The sequence below is a fragment of the Pseudomonas sp. 8209 genome (genome assembly GCF_028682105.1).
GTDB classification, from domain to species: domain Bacteria; phylum Pseudomonadota; class Gammaproteobacteria; order Pseudomonadales; family Pseudomonadaceae; genus Aquipseudomonas; species Aquipseudomonas palmensis.
Genome location: NZ_JANIAH010000003.1, coordinates 314,401 through 339,968, shown reverse-complemented (window position 1 = coordinate 339,968; position 25,568 = coordinate 314,401). Strand labels below are relative to the sequence as shown.

The 25,568-nt window shown below is 65.0% G+C and carries 17 protein-coding genes; 7 read left to right on the top strand and 10 right to left on the bottom strand.

Annotated features, from left to right (window positions below):
- Window positions 1–40: 40 nt before the first annotated feature.
- Window positions 41–1,843, bottom strand: a complete 1,803-nt coding sequence (gene msbA, locus NP552_RS08300) for a lipid A export permease/ATP-binding protein MsbA (RefSeq protein ID WP_043863574.1) — start codon at window positions 1,841–1,843, stop codon at window positions 41–43.
- A 115-nt stretch (window positions 1,844–1,958) separates the two neighbouring features.
- Between msbA and NP552_RS08295 the strand changes: the two genes are divergently transcribed.
- Window positions 1,959–2,597, top strand: a complete 639-nt coding sequence (locus NP552_RS08295) for a phosphotransferase (RefSeq protein WP_043863575.1) — start codon at window positions 1,959–1,961, stop codon at window positions 2,595–2,597.
- A gap of 33 nt (window positions 2,598–2,630) precedes the next feature.
- On the opposite strand, the gene NP552_RS08290 is transcribed toward NP552_RS08295, so the two are convergent.
- The 9 genes from NP552_RS08290 to putP all read right to left on the bottom strand — a co-directional run bounded on the left by NP552_RS08290 (window position 2,631) and on the right by putP (window position 13,387).
- Window positions 2,631–3,797 (bottom strand): hypothetical protein, encoded by a 1,167-nt coding sequence (locus tag NP552_RS08290; RefSeq protein ID WP_054915746.1) that lies wholly within the window; start codon window positions 3,795–3,797, stop codon window positions 2,631–2,633.
- Window positions 3,787–4,554, bottom strand: a complete 768-nt coding sequence (locus tag NP552_RS08285; RefSeq protein WP_043863577.1) for a glycosyltransferase family 2 protein — start codon at window positions 4,552–4,554, stop codon at window positions 3,787–3,789. The genes NP552_RS08290 and NP552_RS08285 overlap by 11 nt, the downstream gene beginning before the upstream one ends.
- Before the next feature lie 33 nt (window positions 4,555–4,587).
- The gene (locus NP552_RS08280; protein WP_043863578.1) at window positions 4,588–5,544 is read right to left on the bottom strand and encodes a glycosyltransferase family protein; all 957 of its coding nucleotides are present in this window, start codon (window positions 5,542–5,544) and stop codon (window positions 4,588–4,590) included.
- Complete coding sequence (locus NP552_RS08275) at window positions 5,541–6,962, bottom strand: PIG-L deacetylase family protein (RefSeq protein ID WP_274096658.1); 1,422 nt, start codon at window positions 6,960–6,962, stop codon at window positions 5,541–5,543. The genes NP552_RS08280 and NP552_RS08275 overlap by 4 nt, the downstream gene beginning before the upstream one ends.
- On the bottom strand, window positions 6,959–7,855 hold the full coding sequence (locus NP552_RS08270; RefSeq protein ID WP_100632913.1) for an antimicrobial resistance protein Mig-14: 897 nt from the start codon (window positions 7,853–7,855) through the stop codon (window positions 6,959–6,961). Before NP552_RS08270 ends, NP552_RS08275 begins: the two co-directional genes overlap by 4 nt.
- The gene (locus tag NP552_RS08265) at window positions 7,855–8,985 is read right to left on the bottom strand and encodes a glycosyltransferase (RefSeq protein ID WP_054915750.1); all 1,131 of its coding nucleotides are present in this window, start codon (window positions 8,983–8,985) and stop codon (window positions 7,855–7,857) included. The genes NP552_RS08270 and NP552_RS08265 overlap by 1 nt, the downstream gene beginning before the upstream one ends.
- A complete protein-coding gene (locus tag NP552_RS08260; RefSeq protein ID WP_043863582.1) occupies window positions 8,969–10,726 on the bottom strand; it encodes a carbamoyltransferase family protein in 1,758 nt (585 codons plus the stop codon). The genes NP552_RS08265 and NP552_RS08260 overlap by 17 nt, the downstream gene beginning before the upstream one ends.
- Before the next feature lie 211 nt (window positions 10,727–10,937).
- Window positions 10,938–11,774, bottom strand: a complete 837-nt coding sequence (locus NP552_RS08255; protein ID WP_196933006.1) for a 23S rRNA (adenine(2030)-N(6))-methyltransferase RlmJ — start codon at window positions 11,772–11,774, stop codon at window positions 10,938–10,940.
- A 128-nt stretch (window positions 11,775–11,902) separates the two neighbouring features.
- Window positions 11,903–13,387: a sodium/proline symporter PutP gene (putP, locus tag NP552_RS08250; protein ID WP_043863584.1), complete on the bottom strand. Its 1,485-nt coding sequence runs from the start codon at window positions 13,385–13,387 to the stop codon at window positions 11,903–11,905.
- 351 nt (window positions 13,388–13,738) lie between these two features.
- Here putP and putA point away from each other — a divergent pair, with 351 nt between their 5' ends.
- From putA to dbpA, 6 genes are all read left to right on the top strand, one after another.
- Entirely contained in the window at window positions 13,739–17,692 is a 3,954-nt protein-coding gene (putA, locus tag NP552_RS08245; protein ID WP_054915752.1) for a trifunctional transcriptional regulator/proline dehydrogenase/L-glutamate gamma-semialdehyde dehydrogenase, read from the top strand.
- A 203-nt stretch (window positions 17,693–17,895) separates the two neighbouring features.
- Complete coding sequence (locus NP552_RS08240) at window positions 17,896–19,698, top strand: acyl-CoA dehydrogenase (protein WP_229589727.1); 1,803 nt, start codon at window positions 17,896–17,898, stop codon at window positions 19,696–19,698.
- A gap of 31 nt (window positions 19,699–19,729) precedes the next feature.
- Entirely contained in the window at window positions 19,730–21,172 is a 1,443-nt protein-coding gene (locus NP552_RS08235; protein ID WP_196933008.1) for a TldD/PmbA family protein, read from the top strand.
- Window positions 21,172–22,503, top strand: a complete 1,332-nt coding sequence (locus NP552_RS08230; protein WP_104573006.1) for a TldD/PmbA family protein — start codon at window positions 21,172–21,174, stop codon at window positions 22,501–22,503. The genes NP552_RS08235 and NP552_RS08230 overlap by 1 nt, the downstream gene beginning before the upstream one ends.
- A gap of 110 nt (window positions 22,504–22,613) precedes the next feature.
- Entirely contained in the window at window positions 22,614–24,041 is a 1,428-nt protein-coding gene (gene mdtD / locus NP552_RS08225) for a multidrug transporter subunit MdtD (RefSeq protein ID WP_043863589.1), read from the top strand.
- Window positions 24,042–24,146: 105 nt separating this feature from the next.
- Window positions 24,147–25,484 (top strand): ATP-dependent RNA helicase DbpA, encoded by a 1,338-nt coding sequence (gene dbpA / locus NP552_RS08220; protein WP_274096657.1) that lies wholly within the window; start codon window positions 24,147–24,149, stop codon window positions 25,482–25,484.
- Window positions 25,485–25,568: the final 84 nt, after the last annotated feature.

The following is a 25,568-nucleotide window of genomic DNA, read 5'->3' as shown; positions in this document are numbered from 1 at the left end:
TGTGACAACCAGGGCGCAGAACGCGCCCTGGCAGGGTGACTCAGGTGATGTCGGCCTTGGCCGGCTCATCCAGGCCCATGGCGTGCAGGCGCGCGTAATAGCCGTTTTCGGCCAGCAACTGGCCATGCGTGCCACGCTCGACGATGCGCCCCTGATCCATCACCAGGATCAGGTCGGCCTTCTCGATGGTCGACAGGCGGTGCGCGATCACCAGGGTGGTACGGCCTTTCATCACCTGGTCCAGGGCGGCCTGGATGTGCCGCTCCGACTCGGTGTCGAGGGCCGAGGTGGCCTCGTCCAGAATCAGCAGCGGTGCATTCTTGAGCAGGGCCCTGGCGATCGCCAGACGCTGGCGCTGGCCGCCGGACAGCAGCACGCCGTTCTCGCCGACCTCGGTGTCCAGCCCTTGAGGCAACTGATCGATGAACTCCTTGGCATACGCGTCGGCTGCCGCAGCCTCGATCTGCTCGCGCGGCGCACCAGCCAGGTCACCGTAGGCGATGTTGTTGGCCACGGTGTCGTTGAACAGGGTCACATGCTGGGTCACCTGGGCAATGTGCCGACGCAGGTTACGCAGGCGGTACTGCTCCACCTCCACGCCATCGAGCAGGATCTCGCCCTCGGCATGCGGATAGAAACGCGGTATCAGGCTGGCCAGGGTCGACTTGCCGCTGCCCGAACGCCCAACCAGCGCCACCATCTGACCCGGCTCGGCGGTGAAGCTGATGTCATCGAGCACGCGGCGCTCGCTACCCGGGTAGGTGAAGCTCAGGTGGCGGACATCCAGGCGCCCGGTAACCCGGTCGCGCTCGACGGTACCGTGGTCGACTTCCGGCTCCACATCCAGCTGCTCGAAGATGCTCTCGGCCCCCGACACACCCTTCTGGATGGTCGAGCTGACTTCCGACAGCTGGCGGATCGGCTTGGGCAGCAGACCGGCCGCGGTGATGTAGGCCACCAGGTCGCCGGCGGTGGAGTCGCCGCGCAGGTACAGCACCAGGAACATCAGCACGGCCATGGCCGAGTAGATCACCAATTGCAGCATCGGTGTGTATACCGCGCTGGTCTTGGTCATGCGCAGCTGCTTCTCGGTGTTGCTCTGGCTGGCGTTGTTGAAGCGCTGCTCTTCGTAGTTCTCGCCCCCGAAGCTGCGCACCACGCGATAGCCCTGGATGGTTTCGGACGCGACATGCGTCACGTCACCCATGGCCACCTGGATCTTCTTGCTCTGCTTGCGGAATTTCTTGCTCGAACTGCTGACCATGAAGGCGATCAGCGGCAGAATCGCCAGCATCACGATGGTCAGCTTCCAGTTCATCCACAGTAGATAGCCGAACAGGAACACCACGGTCAGGCCTTCGCGGATCACCACCTTGATTGCATCGGTGGCGGCGCCGGTGACCATGGTCACATTGAAGGTGATGCGCGAAATCAGGTGTCCGGAGTTGTGGCTGTCGAAATAGCGGTTGGGCAGTACCAGCAGCTTGTTGAACAACTCGACCCGCAGGTCGTGCACCAGACCCAGGGAAACCTTGGCCAGGAAATAGTTGCCCAGAAACGAGCCCAGGCCCTGCCACGCGGCGATCAGCACGATCAGCAGCGGCACAGCCTGCAACAATTGGAGGTCGCGCAAGTAAGGCACGGTGGGGAACAGCACCGCTTCGGGGTTGCTCAGGCCATCGACGAAATACTTGAGGATGCCTGCCAGCATGGGCTGGGTCGAGGCGAATATCACGAAGCCGAGGATACTCACCAGGAACATGCCCACGTAGGGCTTCACGTAACCGAGCAGTCGAAAATAGATTTTCAAGCTCGAAGGCGCGGACGATTCAGGGGCGGTCATGAGAATCCGTCGTATCAAAAAGAAGCGGGATTGTATCACAAGCGGTTTTCGCCACTCGGTGCTGGGGTAATATAGCCGGCCAAACAAGCCTCAGGCCCCAGACACCGGAGTATCGATGCAAGCCCTTGAACATGCCCGTTACCTTGCCCTGCGCGAAGGCGCCCAAGTCCTGGAGGCTGACGGTACGGGAGACAAGGTGCTGCGTCTGGGCGACGGCTCGATGCTGAAGCTGTTCCGCCGCAAGCGCCTGATCACGTCCGCGGCGTGGTACCCCTACGCCAAGCGTTTTGCCGATAACTGCCGCACCCTGGCCGAACGTGGCATCCCCTGCCCGCGTGTGCGCCAGGTGTATCGAATAGCCGAAATCGCCCGGGATGCCGTGCATTACGACCCCCTGCCGGGGCAAACCCTGCGCCAGTTGCTCGAGGACCCGCTCAGTGATGACCGACGGCGCGCGCAATTGGGTGCATTCATCGCGCAACTGCACGAGAAAGGCGTCTACTTCCGTTCTGCGCACCTGGGCAACGTGGTGCTCACACCGGAAGGCGAACTGGGCCTGATCGATATTGCCGACCTGCGCATCTACCGCCAGGCGCTGACCAAGCGTCTACGCCTGCGCAACTTCAAGCACATGCTGCGCTACCCGCAGGACCGGGCCTGGTTGCTGGACAACGGTGGCGATGCCTTCAGCAGCGCCTACCTTGCCCACCAGCACACCTGCAGCGCCGCCGAACTGAGCGCCGCACTGGCCTGAAACAAATCGACCACCCGAAGGTGGTCGACTGGATCACAGACGCACGCGCCTCGGACGCTGCGCCACGCGCCCCAGCACCAGCGCCGCAGGCAGCAGCACGAGTGGCCAGAGTTCGTCAGGGTTGCCTATCAGCTTGCTGCCGTCGAAGTTGAGCATAACCAGCGCGCACGCCAGGTACATGCCCCATGGATCCCGGTTGCGCCAGGCCTGCCACAGGGTCGCGCCCATCACCGCCAGCAGCAACACCAGCGAGACACCGCCGGTATACAGCCCCATCGCCACGAAGACGTTGTGCGGGTGCTGGATAGGCAGGCCGTCCTGAAGGGTCTTGGCGGTCTTGAAGTCGACCCCGCACCCTAGCGCCCAACCACAATTGCGCCATTCCCCGACCATGATATGGAACAGTTCGACACGGTACGAATCGCCACGCTCGAACAGCGACAGGAACCAATGCTGCTCATGCACCAGCCACAAGACCAGAAGCATGGCTGCAGCGGCCGCCGACACGCAGATCAAACCAATCCTGGGGAACCGCAGGATGCCGTACAGCGCCCAGACGCCCAGCAGAAAGGCAGCGCCAACCAGCGCGGTACGTGTTTGCAACACAAACGCCACCGCAAACAGCGACAGCGCCACTGCAGCAATCGCCTCGATCCAGCGCCGCTCCCTGACCCATGCAGGCAGGGCCAGCGCCAAGGCGCAGAGCAACCAGATGCTGGCATAGATAATGTTCTCCATGCGCGAAGGCAACAAGCGTACACGCTCGCCAAAGGGGAAGATGCCTGTGGCGTAGGCATAGGTAGCGTAGCCAAAGATGTAGGCGAAAATGATCCAGAACTGCGCGCGGGTGAACGCGGACGAGCGGAAAAATTGCGGACTCGTCAGCCCGGCAACCACAAACACAAACACGCAGACATACAGGATGTGCTTGTAGAACTGCCCATTGCCGGCAATGGCGGCAGGCACGAGGAACCACAGCATGAACGCCAGCCAGGCCCAGGTCAGGCCGTGCTGAAACAGCCCGACGCCCCGTTCCTTGAGCAGAAACACCAACCCGGGCAAAGCAATAAACGCGTAGAAGATGTTGTTCGTCCACTTGGACGAGTCCATCAGGATGAAGCTGAGCAGAAACAGAATGATGGCCGCGCCAAAGTAGCGACGGCTGTTGCTGTTTTCCAAATGGACCTCACTAAATAACATTCAACATCCAGCCTATTACCATTCCAACTACCAGCGCTCCAATCAGCTTGAAGCGATCCCTTTGTTTACGGCGCAACTTGTTCTGTTTCTCCTGGGGCAACTCGACATGTCCGCCGAAACCCGTGTGCAGCACGGCATCATTTTCCAGTATCAATGCATAGCGGTTTTCGCTGGCATACAGACGCGAAAGGCTCTTTTCACCGCTGTGCCCGGCATACGGCGCGTGCTGCTGATAGTCGGCCAGGCGGCGCAACCCGGGGTTAAAGGAAAAACCCTGCCAATCCGGCTTGTGCGAGCCCAACTGGTAGAACGCGATGCCCTGAAGCACCTGGCGCTCGTTGAGGAATACGTAAGGGCTGTGCACCTGCAGGTCGTGGTTGAAGCTGCGCAACCACACCTGCAAGGCCTGCGGGTCGGCCTCCAGCAGCACCTGGGAGTCTTCGATGAAGCCTGGGCGATAGAAGTCCCAGTCGTCCTCGCAATGGAACACCCAGCGTGTCTTGATCTGCGCGTAGGCAGCATCGATCGAGCGCAACTGGCCCAGCTTGGGGTTGTTGACAATGCAGGTGGTGTGCTCGCGCCAGTGCACAGGGACGCAATCGCGTACTGCCTCGTCACCGGAGTCTTCGGTGATGAAAACTTCCCGGATGGGCGCCGTATTGAATCGGTCGAAGCTTTCCAGCGTGCGCTTGAGTAGATCGAACCGGCCGCAACTGGTCACCATCAGGGTGATTTCGCTGCTTTCGCTGAAGAGCATGTTGCTTCCTCGATAAGTGACAGATGAACGGCCTTAACGGCCTACCGCGTTGCGCAGCCGTGCCCACCAGCCAGGCTGGGCATGCGCACGCAGCGGCGCACGCATGGTCTCGACAATGGTCTTGCCCAAGGCGTGAAACGTATAACGCGTCTCGGCCAACTGCTGCCCGCGACGGGAGATCTCGTCGGCCAGCTCGGGCTGCTCACGCAGCTGTTTCAATTTGGCTCGCAGCTCTGCCAAGTCGCGATACAGCACGATGTTGTGCATATCGACAAAACCCAGAGCCTGGTTTTCCTCGTCGCCCTGGTCATAGGCAAACAAGACGCAGCCACAGGCCATCGCTTCGAAATTCTTGATCATGTACTCGCCCATGCCGACATCGGCACTGACGAAAAAGCGGATGCGGCTGAGGGTCTGGCTGTACTCCTCACCCGATTTGGTGCGCGTGACGACAAGGTTCTCGACACTCGCGAGCGAGTCGAGCATTGCCTTGCGCCCGGAGTAGGCCACGCTGCGAAGGCTGCCGACGAAGGCCAGTTCGATGTCGCGCTCGCGCCCTTCATTGCGCAGCAGCGCCTGATCGTAGCCTTTGGGCACGAACACCGCGTCGAAGCCCTCGTCACGCAGGCGCCGGCTTACCACCGCCCCCGAGGTGATCACCCGCGCCCAAGGTATCTGCTGGTAGTGCTTGCTGAACTTGCCCGTGTACTTGCACGGGATGTAGTTCTGATAAGCGTCGTGCTCGAGAATGACCAGATTGGGCACGGTGCGGATAAAGCCGACCTGACGTATCTCTTTCTTGAAGCGCAGGAAAAACACGATCCGGTCGTACTGTTCGACATTGACGTGCTGCTTGAAATAAGCGCGCAGATTGTCCTGCTCGGCGTCGGTCAGCCAACGGATATCACAGTCGCAGGCTGCACCTACGCCTTCATACAAGCGATCCAGAATGGCCCGTTGCTCTTTCTGAACCAGAAATAGGACTTTCACTGTTGCTCTCTCTTGTCGGTTTCGGCACCGACCCAGAACAGCTCGTGCCGGCGCACGGCCTTGCGGAAAAACTCGTTTTCACCAGTGGTCGGCCAACGCCGCCCTGCCAGGACGCGCTGCAAAAAGCGGCGCAGGCGACGCTTGAAGGGGGTTCCGGGCTGCAGGTCGTGCATCATGCCCAAAGACATAGCCTTGTGCCATTGCTTTTCCTCGCTCAACGCCAGCACCCAGGGGCGCATCGCCACCTGCCCCTGGAAGTGGGGCGGCAGCGCCACTCCGCTGCCCGCATCCCCCATTGGCCAACGGTCGTTGTCATGCAGGTGATTGGCGTAGTGCAGCAGCGTCCGCGGCTGATGGTGCGTCAGCGCAAGGGCCTCTAGCACTGCGTTGCGGGCGCACACATGATCGGGGTGGGGATCGAGCAACGGCTCAGGCAGCACGATGGTCTGCGGGCGAATACGCTCGATCAGTTCACACAGGTCCTGCACCAGGTTGCGCCAGGAGGGGACGCCATCGACGTCGCTGGCCAGGCCGACACGGTTGAAACGCCGGAACAGGCGCGTGTCGAGCATGTCCGCCTCGCGCGACCCCTGCGCCATCAGTGGCTCAGCCTGCATGGCCGCCAGTTGCATGCAGAAATAGCCAAGCTGCACGCAGCGCTCGGCCGGTACACCGGCCCACAGCGGCACGGCGATGCTGTCCCAGCTGCGCAACTGGCCTTTGAGGCGAGCTGCGGCGACTGCATCCAGGCCCATGGCCCGGTAGTGTTCGGTTTCGATTTCACCGGCCGTGAGTGTGACGATCCAGCTTTCCCGGGCCTGGGCATAAGCGCCGAAGGCTGCCAGCTCGGCATCATCGGCATGCGGGGCGATCACCAGCAACGGCCCGGCGAGGTAATCCGGATGTCGGCACACCAACAGCTCGACCTGTTCATCCAGCCGACAGTACTGGCCGCGCAGACGTAGTCGCCCCTCCACAAGGGCGGTGTGCTGCCCGGTCAGGTTCAGGTAACGCACCCCCTTCACACCGCGCTCGAACACCTGTGTATCGGATGTGCCGCCTTCGATCCTCACCGCCGGGTCAAACAGCCGCCCGAACAGCGAAGCGCGCAGACAGACCTTGAGCAGCAGCGTGTCACCCTCCTCGAGGCTGCACCCGGCCGGCACACCCAATCGACCTTGCGTCAGGCGCAGGGGGTAGGATTGGTCGCTGTCGATGAGATAGTCGTAATCACTGGCCGGCGCATAGAACAGATGGTCGCTGAACCAGGCCTCGTGAGCGGACCAGGCCAGTACGCCGAGCACCAGCGGCAGCCACCAGGCGAGCCAGGCACTGGCCAGCAGAATGACCAGCAAAATGACCAGCGTCATGCGCTTGCGCTGCCGATGGCGCCTGAGCAACTGCTGCTTGCGGCTCACACCTGAAACACCGGCACGGGGTTGCACCATCGGTCCTTGTACTCGCGATCGGCGCGGCCGAAGGAGAACCGCAGCGGCTTGTTCAGCGCACGCGCGGCTTCCCAGGCGCTCTGGGTGTTGAGAAAGCTCAGCACGCTGCCCGGGCTGAACGCACGCGTCTCGGGGTCGACGCCGCCGTTGACGTACTCGACGCTGACCCACTCGGGAGCCTCGACGCGGTACACCAGCTGGATCGCGATCGGCTTGTCTTCCAGAAACAGCACCGAGCCGATCAGCAACGCGCGCAGGCGTTCGACCATCTCGGCCATGCGCTCGGCACCGGTGGCCGCAAAGCCCCAGCGGCGCTGGAACAGGTCGCAATACATCGACGCGATCTCGGTACTGGTGAACTCGGTGATGGCCCGCACCTGCCCGCCCGCTTCTTCCAGCAAGCGCAGTTCGCGGCGCTGGTTGTAGCGAAACTTCTTCGACAGTTCTTCGGGCTGGCGTGCCATGGCCAGGGCTTCGGGCTGCGCCTTGAGGCCGCTGAAACGGCCCTGGTTGAGCTCGGACAGGTAGCGCCCGGCATGGCGCAGCGGCGCCTGTGCATCGGCAGCGGCCGGCAGAATCAGCTCGGCATTGCCCAGGTCGAACAGGCCCTTCTTGCCCCGGCGCTTGAGCACGTCCTTGGACAGTGCCAGGTAGCGGTCCCAGGTGGGGATGGCCGCCTTCAGTTGGTCGCCCTGGTACCAGCCCAGGTAACGCACCGGAATATCGGCCATCTCGGCCAGTTGCGCGAGCACCAGCGGGTGGGTCGCCACACTGCCGCCAAAGCGCTGCCAGGCGTCGGCGTAGGCCGGCGCATCGATCACGCGCCAGCCGCGCTCACGCCAGCCTTGTACATAATTGAGCATCAGGCCTGCCCCGTCAGTTCGACAACCTGGGGAAGGTGCCAGAAAGTCTCGCGCACGGCCGTGTCGGAGAAGCGTTCGCGCAGGCGCTCGAGCATGCGCTCGGCACAGGCCTGGCGTTGCGCCTGGTCCAGCTCGGCCAGGTGTTGCAGGCCTTGCGCCAGACGCTCGGCATCCCCGAGCGGGAACAGGATGCCGACACCTTCGACCACTTCCTTGGCGCCACCGCAGGCGGTGGCCAGCAACGGCACGCCGGCCACCATCGCTTCGAGCAGCACCATGCCGAAAGGCTCGTGGTCCGAGCTCAGGGCAAACACGTCGAAGGCACTGAAATAGCGCCGTGCATCCGGTACCTGGCCGAGAAAGTCCACCTGTGCGGCAATCCCCAGCGCCTCGGCCTGCGCCTTGAGCGCGTGCTCCAGGCGGCCGGTGCCCAGCACTGCCAGGCGGGCGCCTGCCGGCAGTGCCGGCAGCGCCTGGGCAAACCCGCGCAGCAAGGTGGCCTGGTCCTTGTCCGGGTGCAGGCGGCCGACGTTGCCGACGATCCATGCCTTCGCATCCAGGCCCAGGGCCTGGCGCGCCTGCGCGGCGGGCACCAGGCTGGCCTGCAGGGCGTCGATGTCGATGCGGTTGTACAGCGTCTGGATACGCTCGGCCGGCCACTTGGGCAGGCACTGGCGCATGTCGTCGCGCACCGCGTCCGACACCCCGAGCAGGCTCAGGCGTTTGCTGAACAGGTTGGCGAACAGCTGGCGGGTACGCCGCTGGTAGTCGCCAAAGGCGTGGTGCACGCCGATCACCGGCAGGCGGGTGGCCAGCAGGGCGATGTAGATCGGCTTGAAGCGGTGGGCGATGCAGAAGCTGAATCGGCGCGACGCGGCAATGCGGCGCAGTTCGCGAATCGCGCCCAGCTTCAAGCCACGAATGGCCTTGGAGCTGAACTCGAGAAACAGCACTTCATCGCTCGCACAGCCCGCCGCCACCTGCGGATCGGCGGCGCCGGTGAGAAACACCGTGGTGACGCGGTAGCCCTTGCCCGCGAACAGGCTGGCGTACTGACGGGCGCAATCGAGAAACGGCCCGTCATAGCCGTGGCAAAACTGCAGGACGTGCCGTTCAGCCAACGCTGTCATAAGCTTTCGCGCCGTCCTTGACCACCAGGATGTCTTCCATGATCAGGTACTGCAGGTCCGAGCCGAAGAACATGTTCAGGGCATCGGTCGGCGAGCAGATCATCGGTTCGCCACGACGGTTGAGCGAGGTATTGAGCGACACGCCGTTGCCGGTCAGGGTCTCCAGCGCCTTCATCATGTCGTAGTAGCGCGGGTTGTACTCGCGCTTGAGCACCTGGGCCCGCGAGGTGCCATCTTCGTGGACCACTTCCGGCACGCGGGTCTTCCACTCTTCAGCCACTTCGAAGGTGAAGGTCATGAACGGGGCCGGGTGATCGATCTTGATCATCTGCGGCGCCACGGTGTCGAGCATCGACGGGCAGAAAGGCCTCCAGCGCTCGCGGAACTTGATCTGGTGGTTGATGCGGTCGGCCACGCCCGGCACGCTCGGGCAGCCGATGATCGAACGTCCGCCCAAGGCCCGCGGGCCGAACTCCATGCGGCCCTGGAACCAGGCCACCGGGTTGCCGTCGACCATGATCCGGGCGATCTGCTCGGGCATGTTGTCCAGCTTGCGCCAGGTCGGCTTGTGTTCGTGACGGGCGCAGGCGGCGATCACGTCCTCGTTGCTGTACGCCGGGCCGAGGTAGACGTGTTCCATCTTCTCGACCGGTACGCCACGGGCGTGGGACACATAGGCGGCAGCACCGACTGCGGTGCCGGCGTCGCCCGAGGCGGGCTGCACGAACAGCTCCTTCACGTCGGGACGGGCGATGATCTTCTGGTTCAGCTTGACGTTCAGCGCGCAGCCGCCGGCAAAGGCCAGCTTGCCGGTTTCCTTGAGCACGTCACCCAGGTAGTAGTCGATCATCTGCAGCGCGAGCTTCTCGAACAGCGCCTGCATGCTGGCCGCATAGTGGATGTACGGCTCGTCGGCGATGTCGCCTTCGCGCTTGGGGCCCAGCCACTCGATCAGCTTGGGCGAGAAGTAGAAACCCTTGCCCTTCTCTTTATAGCGGCGCAGGCCGATGACGTTGGCGTAGTCGGTGTTGATCTCCAGCTCGCCGTTTTCGAAGCTGGCCAGGCGCGAGAAGTCATACTTGCTGGCGTCGCCATACGGCGCCATGCCCATGACCTTGAACTCGCCGTCGAGCATTTCGAAGCCCAGGAACTCGGTGATCGCGCCGTACAGGCCGCCGAGGGAGTCCGGGTCGAAGAATTCCTTGATCTTGTGGATCTTGCCGTTTTCGCCGTAGCCGAAGAACGTGGTGGCGTACTCGCCCTTGCCGTCGATGCCCAGGATCGCGGTCTTTTCCTTGAAACCCGAGCAGTGGTAGGCGCTGGAGGCGTGGGCCAGGTGGTGCTCGACCGGTTCGATCTTGATCTTTTTCGGATCGAAGCCCAGTTGTTCCAGGCACCAGACGATCTTGTTGCGGTAGCGCTTGTAGCGACGGTTGCCCATCAGCAGCGCGTCGAGGGCGCGATCCGGGGCGTACCAGTAACGCTTGGCGTAGTGCCAGCGGGCCTTGCCGAACAGGCTGATGGGGGCGAACGGAATCGCTACCACATCGACATCGGACGGCTTGATGCCGGCCTGTTCGAGGCAGAACTTCGCCGATTCGTAGGGCATGCGGTTCTTTGCATGTTTGTCGCGCACGAAGCGCTCTTCTTCAGCGGCGGCAATCAGCTTGCCGTCGATGTACAGGGCCGCGGAAGGATCATGGCTAAGGGCGCCGGACAGGCCAAGAATCGTCAATGCCAAGGGTCTAGCCTCTTCAAATCTGTAGATGTGCGCCCCGGCCTCATGGGCGGGTGGCAGCGAAAGGGCGGGATTATAGCGTAAAGCGTGGGGGTGCATGTAGGAGGCGCAGCGTTGTGTTGGCAGTTGCGCCCTCTTCGCCGGCAAGGCCGGCTCCTACGGGGTCGCGCGCACCTGTAGGAGCCGGCCTTGCCGGCGAAGAGGCCCGGGCACCCTACTCGGCAATCAGCCAGTCCATGCGCCAGCTGCCCTGGGTCTGCCCCAGCACCTGGGCCAGCCACGGCAGCAGTGCGCGCAGCTCTTCTTCCAGGCCCCATGGCGGGTTGGCGATCGCCAGGCCAGAGCCGTTCAAGCCCTGCGGGCTGTCCTGCGGGTGCACGTACAGCTCCACCCGCAGCAGCTTCGGCGCACCGGTGCTGGTCAGGTCCTGATAGAAACGCACCAGCTGGCGCTGGTCCTTGATCGGGTACCAGATGGCCGCGACCGTCTGGCGCATGCGGCCAATCGTCTCCTTCATCGCCACCGTGCAGCGCTTGAGCTCGTCGGCCTGCTCGAAGGGCGGGTCGATCAGCATCACCGCGCGCTTCTCCTGCACCGGCAGCAAGGCCCTCGGCACATGCCAGCCCTCGCCCAGGTGCACCGCCACGCGTGGGTCCTTCTTCATGTTTTCCTTGAGCAGGCGCCCGTCTTCGGGGTGCTTCTCGTTGAGCAGCACGCGGTCCTGCTGGCGTGCCAGGCGCCGTGCCAGCTCGGGCGACCCCGGGTAGTAGCGCAGCTCGCCGTCGGGGTTCATCTTTCGCAGGATGCGCAGGTAATCGGCCGTCACCTCGGGCAGGTCGTCGCGCCCCCAGAGCCGGCCGATGCCTTCCACCCACTCGCCGGTGCGGGTCGCCTGGTCGCCCTGCAGGTCATACAGGCCAAGGCCGGCGTGGGTGTCGAGGTAGGCGAACGGCTGCTCCTTGCGCGACATCAGCGCAATCAGCCGGGTCAATACGAGGTGTTTGAACACGTCGGCGTGGTTGCCGGCGTGAAAGGCGTGACGATAGTTCATGGCAACTCCTGCAAGGCCCGGAAGTTTACCCTGTCAGGCCCGCGCCGTCAGGTGACAGCCGCCAGAATGACAACGGCCCGACCTCCAGAAGGGGCCGGGCCGTTGCCGGACAGCATGATGCAGCCGTGTTACTTGTCGGCGTGGAACGCCGCTTCAGCGGTTTCGAAACGCTTGACCATCGCAGCCGACGGGCTGCCCGCCTTGCTCACGAAGTAGATCGCCAGCGATGCGAACAGGAAGCCCGGGATGATTTCGTAAAGGCCCATGGTGTCGAACTGCTTCCACAGGATCACGGTCACCGCGCCCACCACGATACCGGCCAGTGCGCCGTTGCGGGTCATGCCCTTCCACAGTACCGAAATCAGCACCACCGGGCCGAAGGCGGCACCGAAGCCGGCCCAGGCGTAGGCCACCAGGCCCAGCACGCGGTTGTCCGGGTTGGCGGCCAGCGCGATGGCGATCAGCGCAACCGCCAGCACCATCAGGCGACCGACCCATACCAGCTCGACCTGCGAGGCGTTCTTGCGCAGGAAGGTCTTGTAGAAGTCTTCGGTCAGGGCGCTGGAGCACACCAGCAGCTGGCAGCTCAGGGTACTCATCACTGCTGCCAGGATGGCCGACAGCAGCACACCGGCAATCCACGGGTTGAACAGGATCTTGGCCAGTTCGATGAACACGCGCTCGTGGTTCTCGGTGACCGGGCCGGCCACTTCAGGGTGCGCCGAGAAGTAGGCGATGCCGAAGAAGCCCACGGCCACGGTACCGGCCAGGCACAGGATCATCCAGGTCATGGAGATGCGACGGGCATTGGCGATCGATTTCACCGAGTCTGCCGCCATGAAGCGCGCCAGGATGTGCGGCTGGCCGAAGTAGCCCAGGCCCCAGCCCATCAGCGAGATGATGCCGATGAAGGTCGCGCCCTTGAACATGTCGAAGTTACCCGCGCCCTGGGCTTCGATGGCCAGGAAGGTGGTGTCGAAGCCGCCGGTGGCGATCAGCACGATCACCGGGGTCAGGATCAGCGCGAAGATCATCAGCGTGGCCTGCACGGTATCGGTCCAGCTCACCGCCAGGAAGCCACCGACGAAGGTGTAGGCGATGGTGGCAGCAGCACCGGCCCACAGCGCCGTTTCATACGACATGCCGAAGGTGCTTTCGAACAGGCGGGCACCGGCCACGATGCCGGAGGCGCAATAGATGGTGAAGAACACCAGGATCACGATTGCCGAAATGATGCGCAGCAGGCCGCTGTGGTCTTCGAAACGGCTGGCGAAATAGTCCGGCAGGGTCAGCGCGTCGCCGTTGTGCTCGGTCTGCACGCGCAGGCGGCCGGCCACGAACAGCCAGTTCAGGTAGGCACCGACGGTCAGGCCGATGGCGATCCAGGCTTCGGAAAGGCCCGACATGTAGATGGCGCCCGGCAAGCCCATCAGCAACCAACCGCTCATGTCCGAGGCACCGGCCGAGAGCGCGGTCACCACGCTGCCGAGGCTGCGGCCACCGAGGATGTAATCGGAAAGGTTGTTGGTGGAGCGATAGGCCATGAAGCCGATCAGCACCATTGCCGCGATATAGATCACGAACGTGATCGTGATTGGATTGCTAAAACTCATTGTTGCGCCCTGGCGTTTGTTTTTATGTAGTGACAGCCGCTAACGGTTGCACCCAGGCGGCGAATCCTATGCAACAACGCAAACAAGGTGCAACCAGTTTCTTCAGTCAAGTTGCACCTGGTCGGATATTTCGCATAACAACGTGTTTTTGCTCCATTTGGGAGCAAAAACCGCCGTTTACATAAGCAAATGCACCTTGAACAGCCATTTATGCTGTGGGGTTTTAGCCACCGGACGAGTTGCACTCCTCAACGCGATTATTTGGGTTGCACTAGGTTGCACCCACCAAGGCGCCCGGCTAATCTTGGCGCCAGCTTAGCCACGGCCCAGTGGCAATAATGAGGATAAGAAATGGCGACGACCACCCTTGGGGTCAAACTCGACGACCCTACCCGCGAGCGACTGAAAACGGCTGCGCAGTCCATCGACCGCACCCCGCACTGGTTGATCAAGCAGGCGATCTTCAACTACCTGGAGAAGCTCGAGGGTGGCGCCACCCTGACCGAACTCAGCGGTCAGCCCGGCAATCAGGGCGACGACGCCGGCGATGTGCAGGCCGACCACTCGCACCAGTGCTTCCTCGAGTTCGCCGAAAGCATCCTGCCGCAGTCGGTGCTGCGCGCCTCGATCACCGCCGCCTACCGTCGTCCGGAACCGGAAGTGGTGCCGATGCTGCTGGAGCAGGCACGCCTGCCCGCGCCCATGGCCGAGGCCACCCACAAGCTGGCCGCCGGCATTGCCGAAAAGCTGCGCAACCAGAAGAGCGCCAGCGGCCGCGCCGGCATCGTCCAGGGCCTGCTGCAGGAGTTCTCGCTGTCGTCCCAGGAAGGCGTGGCGCTGATGTGCCTGGCCGAAGCCCTGCTGCGCATCCCCGACAAGGGCACCCGCGATGCGCTGATCCGCGACAAGATCAGCACCGGCAACTGGCAGCCGCACCTGGGCAACAGCCCGTCGCTGTTCGTCAACGCCGCCACCTGGGGCCTGCTGCTGACCGGCAAGCTGGTGTCCACGCACAACGAATCCGGCCTCACCTCCTCGCTCAGCCGCATCATCGGCAAGAGCGGCGAGCCGATGATCCGCAAGGGCGTCGACATGGCCATGCGCCTGATGGGCGAGCAGTTCGTCACCGGCGAGACCATTGCCGAAGCCCTGGCCAATGCCAGCAAGTTCGAAGCCAAGGGTTTCCGCTACTCCTACGACATGCTTGGTGAAGCCGCGCTCACCGAGCACGACGCGCAGAAATACCTGGCCTCCTACGAGCAGGCCATCCACGCCATCGGCAAGGCCTCCCATGGCCGCGGCATCTATGAAGGCCCGGGCATCTCGATCAAGCTCTCGGCCCTGCACCCGCGCTACAGCCGCGCCCAATACGAGCGCGTGATGGACGAGCTGTACCCGCGCCTGCTGTCGCTGACCCTGCTGGCCAAGCAGTACGACATCGGCCTGAACATCGACGCCGAAGAGGCCGACCGCCTGGAGCTGTCGCTGGACCTGCTCGAGCGCCTGTGCTTCGAGCCGCAGTTGAGCGGCTGGAACGGCATCGGCTTCGTGATCCAGGCCTACCAGAAGCGCTGCCCTTACGTGATCGACTACGTCATCGACCTGGCACGCCGCAGCCGTCACCGCCTGATGATCCGCCTGGTAAAGGGCGCGTACTGGGACAGCGAGATCAAGCGCGCCCAGGTCGAAGGCCTGGAAGGCTACCCGGTGTACACCCGCAAGGTGTACACCGACGTCTCCTACATCGCCTGCGCCCGCAAGCTGCTGTCGGTGCCCGAAGCCATCTACCCGCAGTTCGCCACCCACAACGCCCACACCCTGTCGGCCATCTACCATATCGCCGGGCAGAACTACTACCCAGGCCAGTACGAGTTCCAGTGCCTGCACGGCATGGGCGAGCCGCTGTACGAACAGGTGGTGGGCAAGGTGGCCGACGGCAAGCTGAACCGTCCGTGCCGCGTGTACGCCCCGGTCGGCACCCACGAAACGCTGCTGGCCTACCTGGTGCGTCGCCTGCTGGAAAACGGCGCCAACACCTCGTTCGTCAACCGCATCGCCGACCAGTCGATCTCGATCCAGGAACTGGTGGCCGACCCGGTCGCGACCATCGAGCGCATGGCCACCCAGGAAGGCGGCTTCGGCCTGCCGCACCCGCGCATCCCGTTGCCGCGTGACCTGTACGGTGCCGAGCGCGCCAACTCCAGCGGCATCGACATGGCCAACGAACACCGCCTGGCCTCGCTGTCGTGCGCCCTGCTGGCCACCGCGCACAACGACTGGAAGGCCGAGCCGATGCTCGGTTGCGCGTCCAGCGACGAAGCTGCCGCACCGGTGCTGAACCCGTCCGACCACCGTGACGTGGTCGGCCACGTGCAGGAAGCCACCGTCGAGGACGCCGACAACGCCATCCAGTGCGCACTCAACGCCGCACCGATCTGGCAGGCCACCCCGCCGGCCGAGCGTGCCGCGATCCTGGAACGTGCCGCCGACCTGATGGAAGGCGAGATCCAGCCGCTGATGGGCCTGCTGGCCCGCGAAGCCGGCAAGACCTACGCCAACGCCATCGCCGAGGTGCGCGAAGCGGTCGACTTCCTGCGCTACTACGCGGTGCAGGCACGCAACGACTTCAGCAACGACGCCCACCGCCCGCTGGGCCCGGTGGTGTGCATCAGCCCGTGGAACTTCCCGCTGGCGATCTTCAGTGGCCAGGTGGCTGCAGCGCTCGCTGCCGGCAACCCGGTACTGGCCAAGCCTGCCGAGCAGACCCCGCTGGTGGCCGCCCAGGCCGTGCGCCTGCTGCTCGAGGCCGGCATCCCGCAAGGCGTGGTGCAACTGCTGCCGGGCCGTGGCGAGACCGTCGGTGCGCGCCTGGTAGGCGATGACCGGGTCAAAGGCGTGATGTTCACCGGTTCCACCGAAGTGGCGCGCCTGCTGCAACGCAACATTGCCGGCCGCCTGGACAGCCAGGGCCGTCCGATCCCGCTGATCGCCGAAACCGGTGGCCAGAACGCGATGATTGTCGACTCCTCGGCGCTGACCGAGCAGGTGGTCATCGACGTGGTCTCCTCGGCCTTCGACAGCGCCGGCCAGCGTTGCTCGGCCCTGCGCGTGCTGTGCCTGCAGGAAGACTCGGCCGACCGCGTGATCGAGATGCTCAAGGGCGCCATGGCCGAAAGCCGCCTGGGCAACCCGGAGCGCCTGAGCGTGGACATCGGCCCGGTGATCGACGCCGAGGCCAAGGCTGGCATCGAAAAACACATCCAGGGCATGCGCGACAAGGGTCGCAACGTGTATCAGGTGGCCATTGCCGACGGTGAAGAGATCAAGCGCGGCACCTTCGTGATGCCGACCCTGATCGAGCTGGAAAGCTTCGATGAACTGCAGCGTGAGATCTTCGGCCCCGTCCTGCACGTGGTGCGCTACAACCGCAAGCACCTCGACCAGCTGATCGAGCAGATCAATGCATCCGGCTACGGCCTGACCCTGGGCGTGCACACCCGCATCGACGAGACCATCGCCAAGGTGATCGACAACGTCCATGCCGGCAACGTCTACGTCAACCGCAACATCGTCGGCGCCGTGGTCGGCGTGCAGCCGTTCGGTGGTGAAGGCCTGTCGGGTACCGGCCCCAAGGCCGGTGGCCCGCTGTACCTGTACCGTTTGCTGTCCACGCGCCCGGCCGATGCCATCGAGCAGTCGTTCCAGCGCAGCGACGCCGGTACTGCCCCGGACGTGCGTCTGCGCGAGCAGTTGCTCAAGCCGCTGCAATCGCTCAAGGCGTGGGCCGGCAGCAACCAGCAGGCCGAACTGGCGCAGCTGTGCGAGCAGTTCGCGCAGCAGTCGCAGAGCGGCGTCACCCGCCTGCTCAACGGCCCGACCGGCGAGCGCAACAGCTACACCATCCTGCCGCGCGAGCACGTGCTGTGCCTGGCCGAGTCGGAGGCTGATCTGCTGACTCAACTGGCAGCGGTACTGGCGGTGGGCAGCTCGGCAGTGTTCGTCGACGGCGAGCCGGGCAAGGCCTTGCGTGGGCGCTTGCCGAAGGATGTGCAGGCGCGCATCAAGCTGGTGAGCGACTGGGCCAAGGACGAGGTGGTGTTCGACGCGGTGCTGCATCACGGCCATTCGGACCAGCTGCGCGCAGTGTGCGAGCAGGTGGCCAAGCGTGCCGGTGCGATCGTGGGTGTGCAGGGCTTGTCGTCGGGTGAAACCGCGATTGCGCTGGAGCGCCTGGTGATCGAGCGTGCGTTGAGCGTGAACACCGCTGCGGCGGGCGGCAATGCCAGCCTGATGACCATCGGCTAACCACCGAGGCGTTACCAATCGCGGGTCAGGCCCGCCCCCACAGGATCGATGCAGATTCTTGTGGGGGCCGGCCTGGCCCGCGATTTTTTTGCGGACACACACCTGACAACGGTTCTGACCCCTCATCACCCCCACCTATTAACCTGTCCACTTCCCGCCCGCATGCCTAGACTCGGCCCCATCCCCACCAAGGTATGGCCGCCATGTCCGACACCCTGCTCAGCGCCCGCAACCTGGCCTTCGAACTCTACGAAGTGCTCGACGCCGAGGCCCTCACCCAACGCCCACGCTTCGCCGAGCACAGCCGCGAAACCTTCGACGCCGCGCTGCACACCGCTCGCACCCTGGCCGAAAAATACTTCGCCCCGCACAACCGCAAGGGCGACGAGCACGAGCCACGCTTCGAGAACGGCCAGGCCATCCTGATCCCCGAGGTCAAACCTGCCGTCGACGCCTTCCTCGACGCCGGATTTCTCAACGCCAACCGCGACTTCGAGGCCGGCGGCATGCAGTTGCCCACCCTGCTCTCGCAAGCCTGCTTCGCCCACTTTCAGGCCGCCAACGCCGGCACCACCGCCTACCCGTTCCTGACCATGGGCGCCGCCAACCTGATCGAGAACTTCGGCACCGACGAGCAAAAGCGCCTGTTCCTGCAACCGATGATCGAGGGCCGCTTCTTCGGCACCATGGCCCTCACCGAACCCCACGCCGGCAGCTCGCTGGCCGATATCCGCACCCGCGCCGAACCCGCAGCCGACGGCAGCTTCCGCCTCAAGGGCAACAAGATCTTCATCTCCGGGGGCGATCACACGCTGTCCGAGAACATCGTGCACCTGGTGCTGGCCAAACTCCCCGACGCACCACCCGGGGTAAAGGGCATTTCGCTGTTCATCGTGCCCAAGTTCCTGGTCAACCCGGACGCCAGCCTGGGCCAGCGCAACGATGTGGTGCTGGCCGGCCTGTTCCACAAGATGGGCTGGCGCGGCACCACCTCCACCGCACTCAACTTCGGCGACAACGGCCAGTGCGTCGGCTACCTGATCGGCCAGCCGCACCAGGGCCTGGCCTGCATGTTCCAGATGATGAACGAGGCGCGCATCGGCGTGGGCATGGGCGCGGTGATGCTCGGCTACGCCGGCTACCTGTACTCGCTGGACTACGCCCGCCAGCGCCCGCAAGGCCGCCTGCCCGACAACAAGAACCCCTCCACCGCCGCCGTGCCGATCATCCAGCACAGCGATGTGAAACGCATGCTGCTGACCCAGAAGGCCTACGTCGAAGGTGCCTTCGACCTGGGCCTGTACGCCGCCCGGCTGTTCGACGACAGCCATACCGCCGCCACCGAAGACGAGCGCCAGCAGGCCCAGCAACTGCTCGACCTGCTGACCCCGATCGTCAAGTCGTGGCCGTCCGAATTCTGCCTCAAGGCCAATGAGCTGGCGATCCAGATCCTCGGTGGCCACGGCTACACCCGCGATTACCCGGTAGAGCAGTACTACCGCGACAACCGCCTGAACCCGATCCACGAAGGCACCCACGGCATCCAGTCACTCGACCTGCTCGGGCGCAAGCTGGCCCAGCACGGTGGCGCCGGCCTCAAGCAACTGGTACGCCTGATCGCCGGCACTTGCGCCCAGGCCCAGGCCTACACCCGCCTGGACCCGTTGCGCGAACCGCTGGAACAACTGCTCAGCCGCCTGCAGCACGTGACCCTGGGCCTGCTTGGCGAGTTGTCCACAGGCCAGGTCAACAGCGCCCTGGCCAACTCGGCGCTGTACCTCAAGGCCTTCGGTCACTGCGTGATCGGCTGGCGCTGGCTGGAGCAGGCGCTTCGCGCCGAACAGGGCCTGGCCCGCGGCAACCCGGCCGATACCGGGTTCTATCGGGGCAAGTTGCAGGCCGCACGGTTTTTCCTCACCTGGGAAGTACCGGCCTGCCATAATGACCTCGCATTGCTCGAGGCCCGCGACGACACCTGCCCGGGCATGCACGAGGAGTGGTTCTGAGGGGGAACCACCGTCACCCGGAGGTTCGCGCATGTTCGATTTCACCGCGCCGCTGCGCCAGCGTTTCGCTGGCCTGAACAGCGGCGCCGAGTTTTTCTCCCTGCGCTATGTGCAGGAAGCCCACCAGCACCTGTCGGTGCGCAAGAACATCGCCGAACCACCCAGTCTGACCCGCGACCAGGGCGCGATGCTCACCGTGCGCGTCAACGGCGTGGAGGCCTACGCGGCCACCGCCGACCTGTCCCAGGCCGGCCTGCAACGCGCCCTCGACCAGGCCGAGGCGCTGGCCCGCCAGATCGCGCGCCACGCCCTGCTCGACCTGCGCGAGCAACCGGTGTCCAGCGCCCGCGCCGACTACTGCTCGCCCAACCTCAACAGCACCTTCCCGGCCCTGGCCGACTGCTATGAACTGCTGGCCCGCGAATCGGCCAGCGTGCCGGGCGATTCGCGCCTGGTGAACTGGCAGGCCAGCCTGGGCCTGAGCACGGTCGAGCAGATCTACCTCAACAGTGCCGGCGCCGAACTGCGCCAGGCGCAACGCTTCGTGTTCCCCGGCATGAGCGTCACCGCCTTCGACGGCAGCGACAGCCAGAGCCGCAGCCTGGGCCGCGAGAACTTCGGCCAGCAGGGCGGCGTGGATGTGATCGAGCGCTGCGGCCTGCTCGGTGCCGGGGCCCAGGTGGCCGACCAGGCCCTGCAACTGCTGCTGGCGCCCAACACCCCGAGCGGGGTACGCGACCTGCTGCTGATGCCCGACCAGATGATGCTGCAGATCCACGAGTCCATCGGCCACCCGCTGGAGATGGACCGCATCCTGGGCGACGAGCGCAACTACGCCGGCACCAGCTTCATCAAGGCCCAGGACTTCGGCCACCTGCAGTACGGCTCGGCACTGCTCAACGTGACCTTCGACCCGGCCATCCCCGAAGAGCTGGCCAGCTACGCGCACGATGACGACGGCACCCCGGCCCACAAGCAGTTCCTGATTCGCGAGGGTGTACTGGTGCGCCCGCTGGGCGGTGCGCTGTCGCAGTTCCGCTCGGGCCTGGACGGCGTGGCCAACAGCCGCGCCTGCGGCTGGAACCGCGCACCGATCGACCGCATGGCCAACCTCAACATCGAGCCGGGCGACAAATCCCTGGCGCAACTGATCGGCGGCATCGAGCACGGCATCCTGATGCGCACCAACCGCTCGTGGTCCATCGACGATGCGCGCAACAAGTTCCAGTTCGGCTGCGAATGGGGCCAGTTGATCGAGCACGGCGAACTCAAGGGCGTGGTCAAGAACCCCAACTACCGCGGTATTTCCGCCGGTTTCTGGCGCAACCTCAGCGCCGTGGGCGACGCCAGTACCTTCCAGGTGCTCGGCACGCCCAACTGCGGCAAGGGCGAACCCAACCAGGTGGTGCGCGTGGGCCATGCCTCGCCGGCCTGCGTGTTCAGCCAGATCGACGTATTCGGAGGAGACGCCTGATGGCCGCCAGCCCTTTGCACAACTTCCAGGACCTGGTCGCATGGCTGCGCGACAACGTGCGCGCCCCCGAACAGTTCACCCTGAGCTACAGCGCCGAGCAGTCGCAATTCATCCGATTCAACCATGCCAGGGTGCGCCAGGCCGGCGACGTGCAACAGGCCGGTGCGAGCCTGAAGCTGATTGCCGACGGTCGCCAGGCCGACCTGCACCTGACCCTCAGCGGCGAGCCGGCGCTGGACCGCGAGCGCCTGCACCAGGCACTGGCCGAGCTGCGCCAGATCCTGCCGCTGATCCCTGCCGACCCGTACCTGTTGCTCAACGACAGTGCCTGGCACAGCCATCAGGTACAGGACGGCCCGCTGCCGGATACCGCACGGGTGCTCGAGCAGATCGAACACGGCGCCGGCGCGCTGGACCTGGTGGGCATCTATGCCGCCGGGCCGATCAGTCGCGGCTTTGCCAGTTCGTTCGGCGCCTCTGGCTGGCATCAGGCCAACAGCTTCAATTTCGACTTCAGCCTGTTCCACGCCAACGGCCAGGCGGTGAAGGCCAACTACGCCGGGCAGGTGTGGGACAACGCCGCGTTCGCCCGGCGCCTGGCCCAGGCCCGCGAGCAGCTGGAGTACCTGGGTCGTCCACTCAAGACCCTCGCCCCCGGCCAGTACCGCGCCTACCTGGCACCGGCAGCGATGGACGAAATCATGGGCATGCTGTGCTGGGGCGGTTTTTCGGCGCAGGCCATCGCCAGCAAGGACAGCCCGCTGCAACGCCTGTATGCCGGCGATGCGGCATTGAGCCCGCTGGTGAACATCACCGAACAGGTCAGCGGCTCGCTGAGCCCGGCGTTCTCCGGCGAAGGCTACCCACGCAGCGACGTGCAGCTGGTGGACGCAGGGCGGGCGCGCGAACAGCTGACCAATGCGCGCAGCGCCGCCGAGTTCGAGCAGGTCGCCAATGGCGCCGAGGCCCACGAGTGGCCGAGCGCCTTGAGCCTGGCCGCCGGCGAGCTGGCGCTGGATGAGGTGCTCGCCAGGCTGGGTACGGGCCTGTACATCAGCAACCTGTGGTACCTGAACTACTCCGACCTGCCGGCGGCGCGCATGACCGGGCTGACGCGCTTTGCGACATTCTGGGTCGAGGACGGTCAGATCCAGGCGCCGGTCAGCACCATGCGCTTCGACGACAGCGTGTACAGCCTGCTCGGCTCGCAGCTGGAGGCGCTCACGACCGAGCGCGAGCTGATCCTGTCGACCAGCACCTACGGACAGCGCCAGACCAGTTCGAGCCATTTGCCGGGGGCGCTGGTCAAACGCCTGACGCTGACATTGTGATGCCGCCATCGCGGGTCAAGCCCGCTCCCACAGGGATCACCGCCGCCCCTGTGGGAGCTGCGGTTCGACGCTTCGACTTGCCCGCGAAGGGGCCCTCAAGGACATAGAGCATGCCCAACCGCACCCCGCTGGACCCCGTCACCGCCCGCTGGATTCCCTGGGTGGTGGCCATCGCCTTCTTCATGCAGTCGCTGGACGGCACCATTCTCAACACCGCGCTGCCGGCCATGGCCCGCGACCTGGCGGAAAACCCGCTGCGCATGCAGTCGGTGATCATCGCCTACATGCTCACCGTGGCCCTGCTGATCCCGGCCTCGGGCTGGATCGCCGACCGCTTCGGCACCAAGCGCATCTTCTTCAGCGCGATCCTGCTGTTCAGCATCGGCTCGCTGCTGTGTGCACTGTCCAACAGCCTCGGCATGCTGGTCGGTGCCCGCGTGATCCAGGGCCTGGGCGGCGCGCTGATGCTGCCGGTGGGGCGCCTGGTGGTGCTGCGCGCCTACCCGCGCACCGAACTGGTGCGCATCATGAGCTTCATCACCATCCCCGGCCTGCTCGGCCCGCTGCTGGGCCCGACCATGGGCGGCTGGCTGGTGGAGTACCTGAGCTGGCACTGGATCTTCCTGCTCAACCTGCCGGTCGGCGCGCTGGGCTGCTACGCGGTGTGGAAGTTCATCCCCGACCTGCGCGGCTCCGAGCGCACACGCTTCGACGGCGTGGGCTTTGTGCTGTTCGGCGCCGCGATGGTACTGATCACCATCGCCATGGAGGGCCTGGGCGAGCTGCACCTGCCGCACCTGCGCGTGATGCTGCTGCTGTTCGCCGGCATGGCGTGCCTGGCCGCCTACTGGCTGCGCGCCGGCAGCATCGACAACCCGCTGTTCTCGCCCCGGCTGTTTCGCACCCGTACCTTCTCGGTGGGCATCCTCGGCAACCTGTTCGCCCGCCTGGGCAGCGGCGCACTGCCGTTTCTGGTGCCGTTGCTGCTGCAGGTGGCGCTGGGCTATTCGCCGTCCCAGGCCGGCATGAGCATGATCCCGCTGGCCGCCTCGGCGATGGTCGCCAAGTCCATCGCCCGGCCGCTGATCGAGCGCCTGGGCTACCGCACCATCCTCACCGGCAACACCCTGCTGCTGGGCGTGCTGCTGTGCAGCCTGGGGCTGGTCAACGAACACACCCCGTATGCCCTGCTGCTGGTGCAACTGGGGCTGCTGGGGGCGGTGAACTCGCTGCAGTTCACGGCGATGAACACCGTGACCCTGATCGACCTGGACGACGCCAGCGCCAGCAGCGGCAACAGCCTGCTGTCGGTGGTGGCGCAGCTCTCGCTGAGCCTGGGTGTGGCCTGCGCCGGCGCACTGCTGGGCGGCTTTACCGGCGCCGGCAGCGGCGATGGGGTGGAGACCACGCTGGGCGCGTTCCAGCTGACCTTCCTGACCATCGGCCTGATGTCGATGCTGGCGGCGGCGATCTTCATGCAGCTGTCCAGGGCGGACGGAAGGCGTGCCCGTCGTCCGGAACCGGAGATCGAGGCTTAGGGCTAATGGCCACGAGGCTGGTACACTGCGCGACATTTTGTTTTGCAGGCCCGCCTCGTGACCACCATTGCCACCGAATTCGCCACCTTGCCGCTGTCCGCCGCCATGCTGGCCAACCTGGACGCCCTCGGCTACGCCCAGATGACCCCGATCCAGGCCCAGAGCCTGCCGGTGATCCTCAAGGGCATGGACCTGATCGCCCAGGCCAAGACCGGCAGCGGCAAGACCGCCGCGTTCGGCATCGGCCTGCTCAACCCGATCAACCCGCGCTACTTCGGCTGCCAGGCCCTGGTGCTGTGCCCCACCCGCGAGCTGGCCGACCAGGTGGCCAAGGAGCTGCGCCGTCTGGCCCGCTCCGAAGACAACATCAAGATCCTGACCCTGTGCGGCGGCGTGTCCCTGGGCCCGCAGATCGCCTCGCTGGAACACGGCGCGCACATCATCGTGGGCACCCCGGGCCGCGTGCAGCAGCACCTGCGCAAGGGCACCCTGGTGCTCGACGGGCTCAACACCCTGGTGCTCGACGAAGCCGACCGCATGCTCGACATGGGCTTCTACGACGCCATCGCCGACATCCTCGGGCAAACCCCGGAGCGTCGCCAGACCCTGCTGTTCTCGGCCACCTACCCGGCCGGCATCAAGCAGCTGTCGGCCGCATTCATGCGCAACCCGCAGCAGGTCAAGGCCGAGTCGCTGCATGCCGACACGCAGATCGAGCAGCGCTTCTACGAGATCTCGCCCGAGCAGCGCATGGACGCGGTGACTACCCTGCTGGCGCACTTTCGTCCGCAGTCGTGCGTGGCGTTCTGCTTCACCAAGCAGCAGTGCCAGGAAGTGGTCGATCACCTCAAGGACAAGGGTATCGCCGCCGAGTCGCTGCATGGCGACCTGGAGCAGCGCGACCGTGACCAGGTGCTGACCCTGTTCGCCAACCGCAGCACCTCGGTGCTGGTGGCCACCGACGTGGCCGCGCGCGGGCTGGATATCGACGCGCTGGACATGGTCATCAACGTGGAGCTGGCGCGGGACTCGGAAATTCACGTGCACCGCGTGGGCCGTACCGGGCGTGCCGGCGAGAAGGGCCTGGCGGCGAGCCTGGTGGCCCCGTCCGAAGCGCACCGCGCCCAGGCCATCGAGCAGCTGCAGAAGGCGCCCCTGCGCTGGGAGCAGATCGACAGCCTCAAGCCCCAGGCCGGCGGCCCGCTGGTGCCGACCATGAGCACGCTGTGCATCGGTGCCGGGCGCAAGGACAAGCTGCGGCCGGGCGACATCCTGGGTGCGCTGACCGGTGATGCCGGCATCCCGGGCACCCAGGTGGGCAAGATCGCGATCTTCGATTTCCAGGCCTTCGTGGCGGTGGAACGCGGCGTGGCCAAGCAGGCGCTGCAGCGGCTCAACAGCGGCAAGATCAAGGGGCGCTCGCTGCGGGTTCGCATCGTCTGAGGTCTTCGTCGCCCTTCAGGGCCCCTTCGCCGGCAAGGCCGGCTCCTACGGGGTTGTGTAGGAGCCGGCCTTGCCGGCGAATGC

What these genes read in the sequence shown, in the direction of transcription:
- msbA (WP_043863574.1), bottom strand. Translation starts at nt 1,843, where the DNA reads ATGACCGCCCCTGAATCGTCCGCGCCTTCGAGCTTGAAAATCTATTTT.
- NP552_RS08295 (WP_043863575.1), top strand. Translation starts at nt 1,959, where the DNA reads ATGCAAGCCCTTGAACATGCCCGTTACCTTGCCCTGCGCGAAGGCGCC.
- NP552_RS08290 (WP_054915746.1), bottom strand. Translation starts at nt 3,797, where the DNA reads ATGTTATTTAGTGAGGTCCATTTGGAAAACAGCAACAGCCGTCGCTAC.
- NP552_RS08285 (WP_043863577.1), bottom strand. Translation starts at nt 4,554, where the DNA reads ATGCTCTTCAGCGAAAGCAGCGAAATCACCCTGATGGTGACCAGTTGC.
- NP552_RS08270 (WP_100632913.1), bottom strand. Translation starts at nt 7,855, where the DNA reads ATGCTCAATTATGTACAAGGCTGGCGTGAGCGCGGCTGGCGCGTGATC.
- NP552_RS08265 (WP_054915750.1), bottom strand. Translation starts at nt 8,985, where the DNA reads ATGACAGCGTTGGCTGAACGGCACGTCCTGCAGTTTTGCCACGGCTAT.
- NP552_RS08255 (WP_196933006.1), bottom strand. Translation starts at nt 11,774, where the DNA reads ATGAACTATCGTCACGCCTTTCACGCCGGCAACCACGCCGACGTGTTC.
- putP (WP_043863584.1), bottom strand. Translation starts at nt 13,387, where the DNA reads ATGAGTTTTAGCAATCCAATCACGATCACGTTCGTGATCTATATCGCG.
- putA (WP_054915752.1), top strand. Translation starts at nt 13,739, where the DNA reads ATGGCGACGACCACCCTTGGGGTCAAACTCGACGACCCTACCCGCGAG.
- NP552_RS08240 (WP_229589727.1), top strand. Translation starts at nt 17,896, where the DNA reads ATGTCCGACACCCTGCTCAGCGCCCGCAACCTGGCCTTCGAACTCTAC.
- NP552_RS08235 (WP_196933008.1), top strand. Translation starts at nt 19,730, where the DNA reads ATGTTCGATTTCACCGCGCCGCTGCGCCAGCGTTTCGCTGGCCTGAAC.
- NP552_RS08230 (WP_104573006.1), top strand. Translation starts at nt 21,172, where the DNA reads ATGGCCGCCAGCCCTTTGCACAACTTCCAGGACCTGGTCGCATGGCTG.
- mdtD (WP_043863589.1), top strand. Translation starts at nt 22,614, where the DNA reads ATGCCCAACCGCACCCCGCTGGACCCCGTCACCGCCCGCTGGATTCCC.
- dbpA (WP_274096657.1), top strand. Translation starts at nt 24,147, where the DNA reads ATGCTGGCCAACCTGGACGCCCTCGGCTACGCCCAGATGACCCCGATC.